Origin of the sequence: Primorskyibacter marinus (genome assembly GCF_003313245.1) — a bacterium.
Taxonomy (GTDB): domain Bacteria; phylum Pseudomonadota; class Alphaproteobacteria; order Rhodobacterales; family Rhodobacteraceae; genus Primorskyibacter; species Primorskyibacter marinus.
The window spans coordinates 100468-117771 of record NZ_QJSD01000007.1; the positions used below are offsets into that span (position 1 = coordinate 100468).

The following is a 17304-nucleotide window of genomic DNA, read 5'->3' on the forward strand; positions in this document are numbered from 1 at the left end:
CGCGCGCAATCACCCGCGCCCGGCACCGTGCCTGCCGGGTGTCGAAAGATCCAAAGGCGGCGCCGTCCGGCTCAGTTTCCGAAAATCTGGATCGGTGACGCCGCCAGAAGCTGCCCCAGCGCGGGCGATGGCGACCGACTGAATTGGGTATTCGCGTTCAACCCCTGCCCGATGATCTGCACCACCTGCGGCGAGCCCGCGAATTTCGTATGGTTGCTGGAGCTTGCATCGTGGATCTTCGACAGGTCGATCACCGTCACCCCCAGCCGTTCCAGCACCGCCGCATCCGCCGCGCCGACCCGCGGCACCCCGCCCGCAATGCGGCGGGAGATGCGCAGCGCGAAATCATCCTTGGACACCAGCACATACAGCTTTTCCCGGATCGAGGCGGGAAGGATGCTGACCTGTGTGCGGAACAGATCAATATCAATATCCGGCGCGGCCAGAACGATATGTTCCAGCTTGCCATGATGTTTCAACCGCGAGGCCAGTTGCGCATCGACCAGACCTTCCATTGTCAGGAACGTCCCCATCGAATGGGCGAAAATGCCAAATCCTTCGGCATTGGTCCGCGTCAGGATCTCGGTGATTTCCTTCAGCTTGGCGCGGGCCACCAGCGCGCTGTTCAGGTCATAGACATAGCGCGGCGTACTGGCCGCCGAGGCCCAGGTGAACAGCACCGGCACACCCTCGAACTTCGTATCCTCGACGAATTGCGCCAGCCGCAGGATGCCGTCGCTGGCGCTGGTGTTATAGCCGTGAACGAAAAACATCACCGACCGCTGACCGGGAGGCCTTGTCGCCAGCTCCTTGTTCAGCGCCGCGACAAAAGCGCCGTCGCTGTCAAAGACAGTCGGATCAACGACTGTGAATTCGCGCCTCGGATCAGGCGGCAACTGCCGCGCACGCTCCACCCGACCGGGCATATGGTTGGGCGGGATCGTCACCTCGACAGAGGCCAAGCCCAGCTCTGGCGCTCGTTGGGCGGTAAAGAACGCGCCGGTCACTTCTGTGGCCTGCCGGGTCGTGGCGATAAAGACCTTTTGACGGTGCAGATCGAAGGATGCCGCCGGGAAGTCCGGGTTGACCACCCCGATCAGCTCTGGCGGGCGCCCGCAGCCGACAAGAAGCGACAGCACAAGCGCCGCAACGAGGTATCTCAAAGCAACAATTCGGGTCATGCGCGCTCCGCTTGGCTGAGTATGGCGCAGCCCGGACGTGCTGCAAGCTGACGCAATGCTATCAGGGCGTGTGTGACCGGGCAATAACGTCATGGACCCCCGCAACCGGCACCACACAAGAAAAGGGCCGCCTCCGCAGAGACGACCCTTTGATGTTTCGACCGATTGCTCGGACAGCGCCACGCTTATGCGGGCAATGCGGCTTTCGCCTGATCCACGATCGCGTTGAACGCTTCGGGCTCATGGACGGCCAGATCGGCCAGAACCTTGCGGTCCACTTCGATCCCGGCAAGACCCAGACCGTTGATGAAGCGCGAATATGTCAGCGTTTCATCATGGCCGCGCACAGCCGCGTTGATCCGCTGGATCCACAGCGCGCGGAAGTTCCGCTTGCGGTTCTTGCGGTCGCGTGTGGCGTATTGGTTTGCCTTGTCGACAGCCTGACGCGCCACCTTGAAGGTGTTCTTGCGGCGGCCATAATAGCCCTTCGCGGCGTCGGTGACTTTCTTGTGACGGGCGTGGGTGACTGTCCCACCTTTGACTCGTGCCATTGTTCAGATCTCCTTAGCGCGCGTAGGGCATCATTGGCTTGATGATCTGCTCATCAGCCTTGGCCAAAACCGTGGTTCCGCGCGCATCGCGGATGAACTTGGTCGAGCGTTTGATCATGCCGTGGCGCTTGCCTGCCTGACCTGCCTTGATCCGGCCCGAGGCCGTGATCTTGAACCGCTTCTTGCAGCTCGATTTCGTCTTCATCTTGGGCATTTCCGGCTCCTTGATATTAGGTTCGGTTACCGCGCGACTCGGCATGCCACTTAAGCCGGACGCGCAGGCGAAGCCGCCCTATACGCGCAGCCCGCGCGGATGACAAGAACCGATCCGCGATTTCAGTTGATGATGCGTCCGATAACAGCAGCGAAAGCGCGCGGCACGTCGTCAAAAGTCAGCCCGCCGGGTTCCAGATAGGACGCATAGCCGACAAGCCCGCCGCCGATGACCAACAGGATCAGCGCAAATACCGGCGCGCGCCCATCCGCCAGCGCAGCGGCCGCCCGCGTGATCGAAAAAACGCCCAGAAGGCAGCCGAGGACGAGGTAAAGATCACTCTCCATGCCTCGCCCCTTCTTTTCCAAACGCCGTCTGGCGTCGCTTCTAGTCCGGGTCGGTGCTGAAGATCAAACGCTCGTCGCAGGGGGCGACGCGCAGAATGTTGGTGGTGCCGGGGACGTTGAAAGGCACACCCGCAGTGACCACGATATGATCCGTGGCAGAGGCATAGCCCCCTGCCCGCGCTGCCCGCGCAGCACTGACCACCGCCTGTTTGAACCGCTCAAGCACGCCGGTCATCACGCAGTTCGTCCCCCAGCTCAGCGCCAACCGGCGCGCGGTTCCACGCTCCGAGGTCATGGCGATGATCGGCACCCGTGGCCGTTCACGCGCTGTCAGCAGCGCCGTGGTGCCCGATTGCGTGAAGCAGCAGATCGCCTTGATATCGACATTCTCGGCAATCTCGCGCGCGGCAGAGACGATCGCGTCGGAAACCGAGGTCCGGTCGACCTTGCGGCTGGCCTCGATGACTTCCCGGTAGGTTTCATCCGCCTCGACCTCGCGGGCGACGTTGTCCATCGTCTGAACCGCCTCCGTGGGATACTGGCCGGCTGCGGATTCCGCCGACAGCATGATCGCATCCGCCCCTTCATAGATCGCGGTGGCCACGTCGGACACTTCGGCCCGTGTCGGCATCGGCGATTCGATCATCGATTCCAGCATCTGAGTCGCGACGATCACCGGCTTGGCCGCCCGGCGACAGCGACGCACCAGACGCTTCTGGATCGGCGGCACGTTCTGCACCGGCAGTTCCACACCCAGATCGCCGCGCGCCACCATGATGCCGTCCGACGCCTCAAGGATTTCCTCGAAGGATTTCACCGCGGTCGGCTTTTCGATCTTTGACAGGACCGCGGCCCGGCCATTGACCAGTTCCCGCGCTTCCCAGACATCCTTGGCGCGCTGCACAAAGCTCAGCGCCAGCCAATCCACGCCCAGCGCGCAGACAAATTCCAGATCCTTGCGGTCTTTTTCCGACAGCGCCGCCAGCGGCAGTTCCACATCCGGGACGTTCACGCCCTTGCGGTTGGAAATCGTCCCACCGGTGATCACGGTGCAATCCGCGAAATCCGGGCCGCATTTCTCGACCTTCAGTCGGATCTTGCCGTCATTGACCAGCAGATGCGCGCCCTCTTCCAGGGCGGCGAAAATCTCGGGATGTGGCAGGCGCACGCGGTTGATGTCGCCCTTGGCCTCATCAAGATCCAGCCGGAATGCCGCCCCCTCGACCAGTTCTTCCTCGCCATCGGCAAATTCACCCACACGCAGCTTCGGCCCCTGAAGATCGGCCAGAATGCCGATGGTCGAATCCAGATCCTTCTCGACCTTGCGGATGATCTCGTGGCGTTTGCTGATCTCGTCATGGCTGCCATGGCTCATGTTCAGACGAAACACGTCCGCCCCGGCCTCGTGCAAGGCACGAATGGTGTCATAATCGCTGGAGGCAGGGCCCAGCGTGGCGACGATCTTGACGTTCCGCAGGCGTCTCATATCAGCTCTTCCTTTGCATATTGATTTTTCGCAGGCGGGATCGGCGCAGCGATGTTATCGCTAACGAGCCCTTTGGGGCGTTATTGCCCATTTCACATTCTGACGCAACTGCCCTATGCAATCGCCAAGCAACATGAAAATCACATGACGTATCAACCATATTTCATCGAAGGTGTGCAACGCCCGTCTCGCTGGATGGTCACCTGCGATCACGCCAGCAACCTTGTGCCACCGGAACTTGGCGGCACATTGGGGCTGCCCGAAAGCGAAATGGCGCGTCATATCGCCTATGATATAGGGGCCGCAGGCGTCAGCCGCGCCCTTGCAGACGCGCTGGATGCCCCGGTGGCGCTGTCCAATTTCTCGCGGCTGGTCATTGACCCCAATCGCGGCGAAGATGACCCGACCCTGCTGATGCGGCTCTATGACGGGACGGTGATTCCCGGCAACCGCCATGCCGATGCGGCAGAGCGCAAGCGCCGGCTTGACGCCTATCACCGGCCCTATCATGCGGCAGTGGAGGAAGTGGCGGCGCTGCATCCGAAACGGGTGATCGTGTCGATCCACAGCTTCACGCCACAGCTCAAGGGGCGGCCACCGCGCCCGTGGCATATCGGCGTGCTGCACGCTTACGACGAACGCCTGACCAAACCGATGTTTCACCGCCTGACCGCCGAAGGCGATCTGGTTGTCGGGATGAACCAACCTTACGGCGGTCACCTGCCCGGCGACTCGATCGACCGGCACGCGCTGCAACACGGGCGGCTGAACGTGCTGATCGAGCTACGCCACGATCTGATCGCCACACCGGATCAGCAACAGGCCTGGGGCCGGCGCCTTGCACCGCTGCTTGAAGCCGCCCTTGCCGATACCCACCTTTGAATGATGGCCAGGGCCACCGACAAGGAGACACGACATGGATGACCAGACCCGCATCGAACTTGAGGCCGCCGCCTTTCGCCGCTTGCGCCAGCACCTGATGCAAGACCGCACCGATGTACAGAATATCGACATGATGAACCTGACCGGGTTCTGCCGGAACTGCCTGTCGCGCTGGTATCAGGAGGCCGCCAATGAACGCGGCATCGAGATGTCCAAGGACGAAGGCCGCGAGGCGTTCTACGGCATGACGATGGACGACTGGAAAGCCAACTACCAGACCGATGCGGGCGCGGATAAGCAGGACGCCTTCAAGAAGGCCTTCGCCGAAAATGTCGGCCCCAAGGGCTGACAGGGCAATGGCTGGCGATGATCGGCTGACAGGGTTTGTGCAAACCGCGCTGGCCGCCGGCCACGACCGGACAGAGATTGCCGCCCGGCTGCGCGCTGCGGGCTGGTCGGCAAGCGAAATCGACCATGCGATGGGCCAATGGGCGCAAGACGGTTTTGCCCTGCCCGTGCCAAAGCCGTTGCCATCTCTGGGCGCGCGTGACGCTTTTCTTTATGCACTGATGTTCACGGCATTGGCCGTGGTTCTGGGCTTTTCCGTTCCGCTCGGCTTTGCCCTGATCGACAGTTGGCTGCCGGACCCGGCGGACAGACTCATGCGCCTGGCAGCGCGGATGCGCTGGCCCATTGCCGTGCTGGCGATATTCCTGCCGCTGTTCCTGATCCTTGACCGCAGAATGGTCCGCGCGACCCGGCAGGACGGTGCCCAACGCAGATCCCGCGCGCGGGCGGTGCTGGGCTTTCTTGCGCTCTTTCTTGCCGCGCTCACCCTTCTCGGGGATGCCATTTCCGTGGTTTTCACCTTCCTGTCGGGCGATCTGTCCCTGCGCTTCGCGGCAAAATCCGCCCTTGTCGCCCTGCTGGCCGCGCTGGCCTTTCTGTATGTCAAAGGCCTGATGGCCTCCGATCCGACAAAGGCTGAAAATGAAACCTGACCGACTTGCCGTCTGGTGCCTGTCCGTGCTTGTCGCCGCGATGCTGGCGCTTGCGCTGATGCAAACCGGCGGGCCGGGCATGGGCCGGGCCGAGAAACGCGACTTTGCCCGGCTCAATGATCTGACCGGGCTTGAGCGTTTTGTGGTTTGCGTCGCGCGCAAGGGCGGGCAAGATACCCTGCCCCCGACCCTGTCCCCGGTCGCCGCCTGCCCGGAGGACACGCCCCGCGAGGATCCGTTCACTGGCGCGCCCTACCGCTACGAGCGGCAAAGCGACACCACCTTCCGGCTTTGCGCCCGCTTCGAAGTGCCCGAGCGTCTGGATTATCGCGCCAGTCAACTCGACAACGAAACCGGCTGCATCACCGGACTATATGAACGGCCCGCGATGCAAATCGAGTAAACAAACCCTTGTTGCATCGCGCACAGAATTTACATTTTATTGTTAAATATTAATGGCTTAGGTTTCGCCGCGAAACCTCAGACCGCAGCCTTGCGGCTTTCCTCCAGATAGATCTCGCGCAGCCGCAGCGCCTTTGCGCCCGGCACCCCGTCGCCGATCGCCGCGCCGTCGATCGCCACCACCGGCATCACGAAGGTCGAGGCCGAGGTGATGAAGGCCTCATCCGCCTGTTTTACCTCGTCGATGGTGAAATTGCGTTCCTCCACCTCCATCTGCGCCTCGCGGGCAAAGCGCAGCACGGCCGCACGGGTGATGCCGTGCAGGATGTCCTTGGACAGTTCGCGCGTGATGATCTTGTTGCCCTTGACGATATAGGCATTGTTCGACGTGCCCTCGGTCACAAACCCGTCCTCGACCATCCAGGCATCGTCGGCACCGGCCTTCTTGGCCATCATCTTGCCCATCGACGGATAGAGCAGCTGCACCGTCTTGATGTCGCGGCGGCCCCAGCGAATATCGTCGATGGAGATCACCTTGATGCCCTGTTTCGCGACCGGGTTATCGGCCAGACCGGGCTTGTTCTGGGTGAACAGCACAACCGTCTGTGCGGTCGCTTCCGGGTCGGGAAAGGCAAAATCGCGATCCGCAGGCGCGCCACGGGTGATCTGAAGATAGATCATCCCCTCGTCAATCTCGTTCAGCCGCACCAACTCGCGGTGGATTTCCAGCAGCTCGTCCCTGGACATGGGCATGGCCATATCCAGCTCGGTCAAGGACCGTTCCAGCCGCACGGCATGGCCGTCAAAGTCGATCAGCTTGCCGCCCAGAACGCTTGTGACCTCATAGACCCCGTCCGCCATCAGAAAGCCCCGGTCAAAGATCGAGATCTTGGCGTCACTCTCAGGCAGGTAGTCGCCATTCACATAGACGGTGCGGCTCATATCGTGGTCCTTTGTTCTGTCGGGTGCGGAACCCGGTCGTGGCTAGCGGGGCGGATCACCCCCAAAGCGCGGCTTCGGACGGGTGAACCCCCGCCTCGTCGAAAACCAGCGCGTCGTCACGGTCTTTAGCCAGCAGGAGCGGCCCGTCAAGGTCCGTCACCTCGACATCCTGCGCCAGCAGGACCGCTGGCGCCATCGCCAAAGAGCTTCCGACCATGCAGCCGACCATGACCTGAAAGCCCAACCGCCGCGCCCTTTCGCGGGTGGCCAGCGCCTCTGTCAGCCCGCCGGTCTTGTCCAGTTTGATATTGACCATGTCATAGCGGCCCTGAAGCCGGTCCAGATCGTGCCGGTCATGGCAGCTTTCATCGGCGCAGACCGGCACCGGACGCGCGATCCCGTCCAAGGCGGAATCCTCGCCCGCAGGCAGAGGCTGTTCCACCAGGGCCACGCCAAGGCGATTGAGATGCGGGGCGAGATCGGCGTAGATCTCGGCGCTCCAGCCCTCATTCGCGTCAATGATGATGCTGGATTTCGGCGCGCCTGCGCGGACGGCCTCCAGCCTTGGCATATCGTCGGGCGTGCCAAGCTTGATCTTCAGCAAGGGCCGATGGGCGTGCTTTGCAGCGGACGCGCGCATCGCGTCGGGTTCATCCAGCGACAGGGTATAGGCGGTGATCTCGGGATATGGCCGCGCCAGCCCCGCCAGTTCCCACACGCGCTTGCCAGCGGTCTTTGCCTCCAGATCCCACAGGGCACAATCCACGGCATTTCGCGCGGCACCGGCGGGCAGAAGATCCTGCAAGGCCGTGCGGTCGAACCTGTCCGGCAGGCCCGCGATTTGGGCCTCGACGCTGTCCAGCGTTTCGTCATAGCGGGCATAGGGCACGCATTCGCCCCAGCCGGTCACGCCATCCTTGGCGATACGGACGGTCAGCACCTTGGCCTCGGTCCGGGCACCCCGGCTGATGCGGAACACCTGCGCCAGCGGGAACGCATCGCGCGTCACGTCTATCTGCACCGGATATACTCCTGTCTTAGCTGCCCGGCACAACCTGCCACGGGCGAGATCGGAACTCAAATGGCAGCCAGCGCCTTCACCAGCTTTTGCGTGCCAAAGCGGAACGGATCGGTGGCGGGCAGGCCCATGCGTTGTTCAAGCCCCGCCAGATAATCGCGGGCCTCGTCCTCTTCCATCGCCTGCGTGTTGACCGAGATCCCCACCACCTGACAGGCCGGATTGGCGACCCGCGCCAGTGGCAGTGCCGTATCGCGCAAGACCTCCAGTGACGGCAGCGCATAGTCCGGCAGCCCGCGCATATGGGCGCGCGAGGGTTCGTGGCTGAGGATCAGCGCGTCGGGCTGGCCGCCATGGATCAAGGCCATGGTCACGCCGGAAAAGGAGACGTGGAACAGGCTGCCCTGCCCCTCGATCACATCCCAGTGGTCGTCGTCATTGTCGGGCGTCAGCCATTCCACCGATCCGGCCATGAAATCGGCCACGACCGCATCCAGCGGGATACCGTCGCCGGTGATCAGAATGCCGGTCTGTCCGGTGGCGCGGAAGGTGGATTTCATCCCCGCCGCACGCATGTCCCGGTCCAGCGCCAGCCCGGTATACATCTTGCCGACAGAGCAATCCGTCCCCACCGCCAGAACGCGCTTGCCGCGCCGTTTGACCCCGTCGGCAATCGGGTAGTTCACCGACGGCACCCGCACATCATGCAGCGTGCGCCCACATTCGGCGGCCACGGCCACCAGATCAGGCTCATCCCGCAGCAGGTTATGCAGACCCGAGGCAAGGTCAAAGCCTTCCTCCAACGCGGTTACCAGCACCTTTTTCCAGGCCTGCGAAATCACGCCGCCCCGGTTGGCAACGCCGATCACCAGCGTCTTTGCCCCTGCTGCCTTTGCCTCGGCCAGCGTCATGTCCGGCAGCTTCATGTCGGCCTTGCAACCGTCCATCCGGAACTGGCCGACAGCATTGTCGGGCCGCCAGTCGCGAATGCCCTGCGCGACTTTTGCTGCAAGCGCATCAGGGGCATCCCCGAGAAACAACAGGTAGGGGGTCTGGATCATGGCGGCACCTCGGGTTCTGTATCAGTTTTGTTTGCGACCCTAACAACTGGAGCGGAAAAAGAGTTTCGCAAGTCGCGGAAAAAGCAAAGGTTTGGCACAAGATTCTTCGATTCATTCTATATATTTCGCAGAAAACTTGCACTGCTTTATGACAAGCGGGGAGGATTCATCGCAAAGATACCGCCGCAAGCACGGAACCATTATCTTCGCTGCCGCTGTTGTTTTCTGGACGAAGCGGTGCCGGTGTCGGCTTGACCAACCGCATTCTCAGCGCGCCCTGAATGCTGCAACCGCACATTCGCACTTGCAGCATGGGGCGCAAGAATATACTACTCAAGCCGACCAAAACGAAACATCCTTACCCAGAGGTCCGCGCATGTCCTTCCGTATTCAGCCAACCCCTGCCGCCCGTCCGAACCGCTGCCAACTGTTTGGTCCCGGCTCGCGTCCTGCGATCTTCGAGAAGATGGCGGCAAGTGCAGCCGATGTCATCAACCTTGATCTTGAGGATTCCGTCGCGCCCACCGACAAGGATTCAGCCCGCGCCAACATCATTCAGGCCATCGGTGACATTGACTGGGGCAACAAGACGCTGAGCGTGCGGATCAACGGGCTGGACACGCCCTACTGGTATCGCGACGTGGTGGACCTGCTGGAACAGGCGGGCGAACGGATCGACATCATCATGATCCCCAAGGTCGGCTGTGCGGCCGATCTGTATGCCGTCGATGCGCTGGTGACAGCCGTGGAGCGCGCCAAGGGCCGCAGCAAGCCGCTGGGATTCGAGGTGATCATCGAAAGTGCGGCGGGCATCAGCCATGTCGAGGAGATCGCCTCTGCCACGCCGCGCCTGCAAGCGATGAGTCTGGGGGCGGCCGATTTTGCCGCCTCGATGGGCATGGCGACCACCGGCATCGGCGGCACGCAGGAAACCTATTACATGGCGCGCGAAGGCCAGAAATACTGGTCCGACCCCTGGCATTGGGCGCAGGCGGCCATCGTCGCGGCCTGCCGCACGCATGGCGTGTTGCCGGTCGATGGTCCGTTTGGTGATTTCTCTGACGATGAAGGGTTCCGCGCGCAGGCGCTGCGGTCCGCCACGCTGGGCATGGTCGGGAAATGGGCGATCCACCCCAAGCAGGTGGCGATTGCCAACGAGGTTTTCACGCCCTCCGACACCGCCGTGGCCGAGGCACGCGAAATTCTGGGCGCGATGGAGCAAGCCAAGGCCAATGGCGAAGGGGCGACCGTCTACAAGGGGCGTCTTGTTGACATCGCGTCGATCAAACAGGCCGAAGTGATTGTGAAACAATCGGAAATGATCGCGCAAAGCACCTAAATCCGGCAGCGTTTACAACCTCGTAACGGTTGCGCATGTATGACGCTTCCAGGTGTGTTTGTCCTGGAGGCCTGACATGTTGCAAGGGTACAATATTGTCGATTTTGCCGGCCCGATCGGGTTGTTGTGCGTCCTGATCGTTGGCGTGGGCGAAATCCGGCGCTGGCTGTCCAGCCCGCAGCAGGCACAATATGTACTGGGCGCGATCTTCGGTCTGGTCGCCGTGATCGAGATGGAGATGCCGATCAGCCCGTTCGAGGGCGTCATCATCGACCTGCGCATCGTCCCTGTCATCCTGGCGGGGGCTTTCCTGGGCTGGCGCGGACTTGCCGTCTGTCTGGTCATGGCAATCGCCACGCGCGTATATACCGGCGGCGTCGGTGCCAGTTCGGGTATTGCCGGCGCAGAACGACGCGGAACGTTTCGATCTGCTGCAATCCGTCGAGTGCATCGAGTCTTCCCCGGCGATGTCTTGCGACGGGCCGCCGCCCTCATATGCCGCGAGCCAAGCGGACAAAGGCTCGCGCCAGAGTCGCGATTCGTTGTTTGCCAAGCTTGACGCGACGCTTGCCGTGTCCAGAACGGATACGGTCAGGCTGAACCACCGAACATAACCTAACTGCGTTCATCCTTGGGCGACCCCATCACGACGTAGGACGTGATCGCGGCCACCTGCGGCAATGTTCCCAGAACCTCGGTATGAAAATGTTTGTAAGCGGCAAGATCGGCGGCTTCGATCCGCAACAGATATTCCACGGAGCCGGTGATACTGTGGCACTCCCGGACTTCGGGGCTGCGCGAGATTGCGCGTTCGAACGCTTGTTGCGCGACCTTCGTATGCTGACCCAACCCCACTGTTACATAGGCGATGAACCCGGTGCCCATGGCGTCGGGGTTCAGCACCGCGCGATAGCCAGAGATGACGCCCGCCCGTTCCAGCGCCGTGACCCTGCGCAAACAGGCTGACGGCGACAGCCCGGCCCGCGCGGACAGATCCAGGTTGCTGATACGCCCATTTTCTGTCAGCGCACGCAATATTCTGTGGTCGATTTCGTCAAGACCCTTCATAAGTTGCATAAATAGTCCGCGCTTCATACAAAATGCAACTTAATGACACGAAACCCGCGCAATAAGTGCACGCATGACAGAAAACATCCTCATTGCGCTGGCGGGCTTTGCCCTTGTTTCGTCAATTACGCCGGGGCCGAACAATCTGATGCTGATGGCGTCGGGGGCCAATTACGGCTTTCGGAACACCATTCCGCATATGCTGGGCGTGGGGATCGGATTCGTCGTGATGGTGGCACTGGTGGGCATCGGATTGGTCCGCGTGTTCGATGCCTGGCCGGTGGCGCATCACATTCTCACATGGGTCAGCGTGGCGTATTTGCTGTGGCTGGCATGGCGTATCGCCCATTCCGCCGCCCCCGGATCTGCCGATGGAACCGGTCGCCCGATGCGTTTCATCGAGGCTGCGGCGTTTCAATGGGTCAACCCGAAGGCCTGGACCATGGCACTGAACGCCGTCACGCTCTATGCGCCCGAAAGAAACCTGGCCTCTGTTCTTCTGGTCGCCGCGATTTTTGGCGCGATCAATCTGCCCAGTGTCTCAAGCTGGACCCTGATGGGGCAGCAGATGCGCCGCGTGCTGAGCAATCCGCGCAGGCTTCAGCTATTCAACTGGACCATGGCGCTGCTTTTGGTGGGCTCTCTCGTCCCTGTTTTGATGCAGTGATTCGCAGGATCCCGCCAGCAATGCCGAAGTCCAAACGCGGCCCGGTGCCAAAAATCTTGTTTTGTTGCATCTGCTCGATGGCCGCGCCATATAGCAGCAGGGACGCGAGACGGCAAAACGGAGCATGACATGACCCATTACCTCGATTTCGAGAAGCCTCTGGCCGAGATTGAAGGCAAGGCCGAAGAGCTGCGTGCCATGGCACGGACCAACGAGGAAATGGATATCGAGAAAGAGGCCGCGGCCCTGGATCGCAAAGCGGCCGACATGCTGAAAGATCTGTACAAGACGCTGACGCCGTGGCGGAAATGCCAGATCGCCCGGCACCCGGACCGACCCCATTGCAAGGATTATATCGAGGCGCTCTTTACCGAATACACGCCGATGGCGGGTGACCGCAATTTTGCCGACGATCATGCGGTGATGGGCGGGTTGGCGCGTTTCAACGACAGGCCGGTGGTGGTGATCGGCCATGAAAAGGGCAATGACACGCAATCGCGTATCGCCCACAATTTCGGCATGGCCCGCCCCGAGGGCTATCGCAAGGCGATCCGACTGATGGAGATGGCGGACAAGTTCAACCTGCCGGTGATCTCGCTGGTGGACACGCCCGGTGCCTATCCCGGCAGAGGTGCCGAAGAACGCGGCCAATCAGAGGCGATTGCCCGATCGACGGAAAAATGTCTGCAAATTCGCGTGCCGCTGGTATCGGTCATCATCGGCGAGGGTGGTTCTGGCGGGGCGGTTGCCTTTGCCACGGCCGACCGTTTGGCGATGCTGGAACATTCGGTCTATTCGGTGATCTCGCCCGAGGGCTGCGCCTCGATCCTGTGGAAAGACGCTGAAAAAATGCGCGAAGCAGCAGAGGCGCTGCGGCTGACGGCACAGGATCTTACCAAGCTTGGGGTTGCCGACCAGGTCATTCAGGAACCGCTTGGCGGGGCGCATCGCGACAGCGACGCGGCGGTGACAGCCGTGGGAGAAGCGATCGGGTCGCTTCTGTCGGATCTGGACAGCATTTCGCGCAAGGATCTGGTCAAGCAACGGCACAGCAAATACCTGAAGGTCGGATCGCGCGGGCTGGCCGCCTGAGGCCCATGCTGGCGTAACCTGACCGGGGCAGGCCGGCGAATCGACGCGCCCCGGATCAGCCCGCCAGCATCTTCAGCCCCTGCGTCACATCCGACCGCACGGCCAGCCGCAACCCCGGTTCGTCCCCGGCCTTGAGCGCGGCGATGATAAGTCGGTGGAAATGCGGCGGCTCGGTCCGGTTCAATCGCCCGTAAAGCGCCCGCATCGTCGGCCCCAGTTGCAGCCAGACGGTTTCCGCCATGGCCAGCATCGCCGGGGCCTGAGCGCGCAGGTAGAGCGTGCGGTGAAATTCCAGATTTGTGCGAATATAGCCGACTGCGTTGCGTTCCTCGACCATATCGCCGACGCTTGTGTTGATCGCCTGCAAACGGTCAATCAGCGCCATATGCGCGCGCGGCATGGCGCGGCTGGCAAGTTCTACCTCGATCAGGGCGCGCAGGACCGCCAGTTCCTCGATCCGTTCGTTTGACAGTTCCGGCGTGGACACCCGCCCGGACGAGGACAGCGACAGCGCGCCCTCCGCAACCAACCGGCGGACGGCTTCGCGCGCCGGTGTCATCGACACGCCAAATTCCCGGCCGATGCCGCGCAAGGTCAGGGCAGCGCCGGGTGCCACCTCTCCGACCATGATGCGGGCGCGCAAGCGGCGATAGACGCGGTCATGGGCGGCGGCGGGAATCGGCTCTGTCTGGCGGGGGGCGGTCAACATGCGGAAATTGTGATCACAACCGGCAAAAACGTCAATCGCCAAATCGGTAGCGATGCAATTCAGCCCCCTGATCGCGCAGCCAGTTCCGCGCCGGCTTCCAGTCGCCATAAAGCTGCGTGACCAGATCCCAGAAGGCCCGAGAGTGGTTCATCTCGGCCAGATGTGCGACCTCATGCGCCGCGACGTAATCCAGCACTTCTGGCGGTGCCATGATCAGCCGCCACGAATACATCAGCCCGGCGTCATGCGTACACGACCCCCAGCGCGACCGCGTGTCGCGCAGGGTGATCCGCGCGTAGGCACGCCCCAGCCGGGCGGCATGGCGGTCCGAGGCTTCGGTCAGCCGGTCGCGTGCCAGCACCTTCAGAAAAGCCGACAGCCGGACGCCGAAACGCGCCTCATCGCCGGGCACCAGAATCGCCTCGCCGTCGATGCGCACGCGCCGCCCCTGCCCTTCGCCAATGCACAGCATCCGCCCCTCGACCGGCAGCCATGCACCGCTGCGCAAGGTCACAGTGGTGGGTTGCGCTGACAGATGGCCCCGCAGCCAGGCCTCTTTCTCGCGGGCGAAAGCATGCGCCTCTTTCACTGCCACATGCCTGGGCAATGTCATCGTCACGCGCCCGTCCAGCCGCGACAGGCGCAGGCTGATCCGTCGCGCCCTGACAGAGCGCCTGAGGACCACGTCGATAGGTGGGTTGCCAGGCAGGGTGAACTCGCCCATACGTCTTCCTCGCTCGGGACCGCGTCAAAGCCTTTGACACGCCGTTGGTGTTATGGCAGGTGGCCCGGATCGTCTTCAAGACCACATGATATATGAGAGGGAATGCCCATGCCCAAAGAAGAATGGGGCGTCAAGCGTGTTTGCCCGACCACAGGCAAACGATTCTACGACATGAACCGCAATCCGATTGTCAGCCCCTATACGGGCGAAGAAGTCGAATTGGACAGCACCAAAAGCCGCATGATCGCGGCTGACGCCGAAGATGCATCCACAACCAAGGCGAAAGCCAAGGAGAAGGAAAGCAAAGACGCCCTGGACGATGACGAAGATGTCGATCTCGACCTGGGTGACGACGTGCTGGATGACGACGACGATGATAACGTCTCGTTGGACGACATCGCCGACGTGGCCAAGGACGACGACGATTCCTGATTTGAAATGAATTCGCGAAGGGCTGGATTTTGCTCTTGATCCCGCCCTTCGCATCGCATACATCGCAGCCCACAGCGTCGGTTGTGATGCTGCGAATGGGGCCTTAGCTCAGCTGGGAGAGCGCCTGCATGGCATGCAGGAGGTCAGCGGTTCGATCCCGCTAGGCTCCACCATACCGCATTTTTGGCGGTATCCCCTTAACATATTGAACATTAAGGCCGTTCTGGCGGCCGACGCCCTGGTTTCCAGCAGGAGAAACTGTGCTTCACAAAGACCATGCAACGCATGGTTCCGAACGGGGCAAGAGAGCCACTTTGCCGTATGTCCCAAGGAGTCGCGCGAAACCACAGAGCGGGTTCCAACGCGTCCTCGATGGAGGTGGCAAACACACGCGCAGCCTCCGGCGATCTTCGGTGAGGCGCATGTCATGTTGTTGCTGTTTGACACGCGTTTCATTGGCCGCAGCAACACTTGAAGTTTCGCAATCGCGGCGGCGGTCGGTTCACTGCGGCGGCGTCGTTCATGCAGTTCCGTGCAGTCGGGTCGCAAGCGCGCTCGGCGGGATCAAGCACGCCCCTGCGCCATTCACCCGTTTGGCCCTGTCCCACGGGTGGCGATGTCCCACCGGACAGGGTGAGAGAACAAGGCGGGAACAACTCGAAACCGGCGATTACGACATCCCGCAACTGCCGCATTGATAAAGGTCATGGCGTTCCGGGGGGCTCAGGCCGCAAAAACGCGCTATTCTTTGCGAAACTTGATGACAGATATACTGTACAAACCGCCACATGGTTGCTATTTACCGCCTCAATTAACATCTTTGCGGTCCATATTCAGAGAGGTGGTGTCAACCACATGCAGGTCAGTGTTCGCGACAACAATGTCGATCAAGCCCTTCGGGTTCTTAAGAAAAAGCTTCAGAAAGAGGGTGTTTTCCGTGAAATGAAGCTTAAGCAGCATTTCGAAAAACCTTCCGAGAAGAACGCTCGTCAAAAAGCTGAAGCGATTCGTCGTGCCCGCAAGCTCGCGCGCAAGAAATTGGAGCGCGAGGGATAAGTTTTATCCCTTGATGCTGAACGAATGAAGCTCCCGTCGCCTTCTGGCCGCGGGAGTTTTGCTTTTGAACGGACCGTTATGCGAGGCTGGCCGCGACACGTCGCCCAAGCCGGATGATACCCCGCCCTTGCCCAGGTTGTTATCGCGGGAAACGCAATGCCGACGTGCGGCCTTGTTGACCGGCGGCATTTGGCCGCCAGACATGTGCCGCGATCACGGGATCCGCTCTTTGAGCGGTCCCGGACACGCGGGCCGCTTTATTTCGAAGATGATGCGCCGCGGCCAAGTCGGAGTGGCATGTGGCGGTTCACATCCTTGTAGAGCAGATAGCGGAACGGTCCGGGGCCACCAGCGTAGCAGGCTTGCGGGCAGAAGGCGCGCAGCCACATATAATCGCCGGCCTCGACCTCCACCCAGTCTTGATTCAGCTTATAGACAGCTTTGCCTTCCAGGACATAAAGACCGTGTTCCATCACATGGGTCTCAAGGAACGGGATCACAGCACCGGGTTGGAGCGTCACGATGGTGACATGCATATCATGGCGCAGGTCGGCCGGATCGACAAACCGCGTTGTCGCCCATTTGCCGTCTGTGTCCGGCATCACGGTCGGGGCGATATCCTGCTCGTTGGCGATAACGACGTCGGGGGCATCCAGCCCTTCGACCGGCTCGTAGGCTTTGCGAACCCAGTGAAACCGCAGCATTTCAGTGCCGGTGTTGTGCAACGTCCAGTCTTTCGCAGGCGGCAGGTAGGCATAGCCCCCCTCGGCCAGAGTATGGGTTGCGCCGTCCACTGTCAGCGTCGCGGACCCTTCGACCACGAACAAGACGGCTTCGGCTTCGGGGTCGGTCTCGGCGCGATCTGAACCGCCCCCCGGCGAGACCTCCATGATGTATTGCGAGAACGTCTCGGCAAAGCCGCTTAGCGGTCTTGCGATCACCCAAAGCCGGGTCTTGTCCCAGAACGGCAGAAAACTGGTGGTGATGTCCCGCATCGTGCCCTTGGGGATGACCGCATAGGCATCGGTGAACATCGCACGGTCGGTCAGCAGTTGTTGCTGAGAGGGGTGCCCCCCGGTCGGAGCGAAATATTTTGCGGTCATCGGCGTCCTCGATCCTGTGAGTTTGCGGT

22 protein-coding genes and 1 tRNA gene are annotated in these 17304 nt (G+C 61.6%); 11 read left to right on the forward strand and 12 right to left on the reverse strand.

Annotation, left to right across the window (positions count from 1 at the left end; genetic code table 11):
• Positions 1-71: 71 nt before the first annotated feature.
• From DMZ65_RS11060 to pyk, 5 genes are all read right to left on the reverse strand, one after another.
• On the reverse strand, positions 72-1181 hold the full coding sequence (locus DMZ65_RS11060; RefSeq protein WP_116598961.1) for an alpha/beta hydrolase: 1110 nt from the start codon (positions 1179-1181) through the stop codon (positions 72-74).
• Between the two features lie 185 nt (positions 1182-1366).
• Positions 1367-1732 carry a 50S ribosomal protein L20 gene (gene rplT, locus DMZ65_RS11065; protein WP_084352961.1) on the reverse strand — a complete coding sequence of 122 codons (366 nt, stop codon included), beginning with the start codon at positions 1730-1732 and terminating at the stop codon, positions 1367-1369.
• 13 nt (positions 1733-1745) lie between these two features.
• Positions 1746-1946: a 50S ribosomal protein L35 gene (gene rpmI / locus DMZ65_RS11070; protein ID WP_084352960.1), complete on the reverse strand. Its 201-nt coding sequence runs from the start codon at positions 1944-1946 to the stop codon at positions 1746-1748.
• A gap of 122 nt (positions 1947-2068) precedes the next feature.
• Entirely contained in the window at positions 2069-2293 is a 225-nt protein-coding gene (locus DMZ65_RS11075; protein WP_116598962.1) for a hypothetical protein, read from the reverse strand.
• Between the two features lie 40 nt (positions 2294-2333).
• Complete coding sequence (pyk, locus tag DMZ65_RS11080) at positions 2334-3779, reverse strand: pyruvate kinase (protein ID WP_084352958.1); 1446 nt, start codon at positions 3777-3779, stop codon at positions 2334-2336.
• A 144-nt stretch (positions 3780-3923) separates the two neighbouring features.
• Here pyk and DMZ65_RS11085 point away from each other — a divergent pair, with 144 nt between their 5' ends.
• Genes DMZ65_RS11085 through DMZ65_RS11100 form a run of 4 tightly spaced genes read left to right on the forward strand, consistent with a single transcriptional unit; the run spans position 3924 to position 6065 of the window.
• Complete coding sequence (locus DMZ65_RS11085) at positions 3924-4661, forward strand: N-formylglutamate amidohydrolase (protein ID WP_116599017.1); 738 nt, start codon at positions 3924-3926, stop codon at positions 4659-4661.
• Between the two features lie 34 nt (positions 4662-4695).
• Positions 4696-5010: a DUF1244 domain-containing protein gene (locus DMZ65_RS11090; RefSeq protein ID WP_084352956.1), complete on the forward strand. Its 315-nt coding sequence runs from the start codon at positions 4696-4698 to the stop codon at positions 5008-5010.
• A gap of 7 nt (positions 5011-5017) precedes the next feature.
• Entirely contained in the window at positions 5018-5662 is a 645-nt protein-coding gene (locus tag DMZ65_RS11095) for a DUF5671 domain-containing protein (protein WP_116598963.1), read from the forward strand.
• Positions 5652-6065, forward strand: a complete 414-nt coding sequence (locus tag DMZ65_RS11100) for a hypothetical protein (protein WP_116598964.1) — start codon at positions 5652-5654, stop codon at positions 6063-6065. Before DMZ65_RS11095 ends, DMZ65_RS11100 begins: the two co-directional genes overlap by 11 nt.
• A gap of 77 nt (positions 6066-6142) precedes the next feature.
• On the opposite strand, the gene DMZ65_RS11105 is transcribed toward DMZ65_RS11100, so the two are convergent.
• The 3 genes from DMZ65_RS11105 to dgcN are packed head-to-tail and all read right to left on the reverse strand — an operon-like array spanning position 6143 to position 9085.
• Positions 6143-7006 (reverse strand): D-amino-acid transaminase, encoded by an 864-nt coding sequence (locus tag DMZ65_RS11105; protein ID WP_116598965.1) that lies wholly within the window; start codon positions 7004-7006, stop codon positions 6143-6145.
• Positions 7007-7061: 55 nt separating this feature from the next.
• Positions 7062-8027, reverse strand: coding sequence for an N-acetyl-D-Glu racemase DgcA (dgcA, locus tag DMZ65_RS11110; RefSeq protein ID WP_116598966.1), 966 nt, complete (start codon positions 8025-8027; stop codon positions 7062-7064).
• 56 nt (positions 8028-8083) lie between these two features.
• Positions 8084-9085 carry an N-acetyltransferase DgcN gene (dgcN, locus tag DMZ65_RS11115; RefSeq protein WP_116598967.1) on the reverse strand — a complete coding sequence of 334 codons (1002 nt, stop codon included), beginning with the start codon at positions 9083-9085 and terminating at the stop codon, positions 8084-8086.
• 376 nt (positions 9086-9461) lie between these two features.
• Between dgcN and DMZ65_RS11120 the strand changes: the two genes are divergently transcribed.
• Together DMZ65_RS11120 and DMZ65_RS11125 are read left to right on the forward strand one after the other, a co-directional pair.
• Complete coding sequence (locus DMZ65_RS11120; RefSeq protein ID WP_116598968.1) at positions 9462-10424, forward strand: L-malyl-CoA/beta-methylmalyl-CoA lyase; 963 nt, start codon at positions 9462-9464, stop codon at positions 10422-10424.
• 76 nt (positions 10425-10500) lie between these two features.
• Positions 10501-10983 carry a LytS/YhcK type 5TM receptor domain-containing protein gene (locus DMZ65_RS11125; RefSeq protein ID WP_116598969.1) on the forward strand — a complete coding sequence of 161 codons (483 nt, stop codon included), beginning with the start codon at positions 10501-10503 and terminating at the stop codon, positions 10981-10983.
• A gap of 56 nt (positions 10984-11039) precedes the next feature.
• On the opposite strand, the gene DMZ65_RS11130 is transcribed toward DMZ65_RS11125, so the two are convergent.
• On the reverse strand, positions 11040-11492 hold the full coding sequence (locus DMZ65_RS11130; RefSeq protein WP_116598970.1) for an Lrp/AsnC family transcriptional regulator: 453 nt from the start codon (positions 11490-11492) through the stop codon (positions 11040-11042).
• Positions 11493-11565: 73 nt separating this feature from the next.
• Between DMZ65_RS11130 and DMZ65_RS11135 the strand changes: the two genes are divergently transcribed.
• Together DMZ65_RS11135 and DMZ65_RS11140 are read left to right on the forward strand one after the other, a co-directional pair.
• Positions 11566-12159 carry a LysE family translocator gene (locus DMZ65_RS11135; protein ID WP_116598971.1) on the forward strand — a complete coding sequence of 198 codons (594 nt, stop codon included), beginning with the start codon at positions 11566-11568 and terminating at the stop codon, positions 12157-12159.
• A 129-nt stretch (positions 12160-12288) separates the two neighbouring features.
• A complete protein-coding gene (locus DMZ65_RS11140) occupies positions 12289-13251 on the forward strand; it encodes an acetyl-CoA carboxylase carboxyltransferase subunit alpha (protein ID WP_116598972.1) in 963 nt (320 codons plus the stop codon).
• A gap of 55 nt (positions 13252-13306) precedes the next feature.
• Here DMZ65_RS11140 and DMZ65_RS11145 read toward each other — a convergent pair whose 3' ends face one another.
• On the reverse strand, positions 13307-13960 hold the full coding sequence (locus DMZ65_RS11145; protein ID WP_116599018.1) for a GntR family transcriptional regulator: 654 nt from the start codon (positions 13958-13960) through the stop codon (positions 13307-13309).
• Positions 13961-13991: 31 nt separating this feature from the next.
• The gene (locus DMZ65_RS11150) at positions 13992-14684 is read right to left on the reverse strand and encodes a M48 family metallopeptidase (protein ID WP_116598973.1); all 693 of its coding nucleotides are present in this window, start codon (positions 14682-14684) and stop codon (positions 13992-13994) included.
• A 108-nt stretch (positions 14685-14792) separates the two neighbouring features.
• Between DMZ65_RS11150 and DMZ65_RS11155 the strand changes: the two genes are divergently transcribed.
• The 3 genes from DMZ65_RS11155 (at position 14793) to rpsU (ending at position 16172) form a co-directional block, all read left to right on the forward strand.
• Positions 14793-15116 (forward strand): TIGR02300 family protein, encoded by a 324-nt coding sequence (locus DMZ65_RS11155; protein ID WP_116598974.1) that lies wholly within the window; start codon positions 14793-14795, stop codon positions 15114-15116.
• Between the two features lie 97 nt (positions 15117-15213).
• Positions 15214-15289, forward strand: a tRNA-Ala gene (locus tag DMZ65_RS11160).
• Between the two features lie 682 nt (positions 15290-15971).
• Entirely contained in the window at positions 15972-16172 is a 201-nt protein-coding gene (rpsU, locus tag DMZ65_RS11165) for a 30S ribosomal protein S21 (protein WP_040700433.1), read from the forward strand.
• A 257-nt stretch (positions 16173-16429) separates the two neighbouring features.
• On the opposite strand, the gene DMZ65_RS11170 is transcribed toward rpsU, so the two are convergent.
• Positions 16430-17275, reverse strand: a complete 846-nt coding sequence (locus tag DMZ65_RS11170; protein ID WP_116599019.1) for a bifunctional allantoicase/(S)-ureidoglycine aminohydrolase — start codon at positions 17273-17275, stop codon at positions 16430-16432.
• Between the last annotated feature and the right edge of the window lie 29 nt (positions 17276-17304).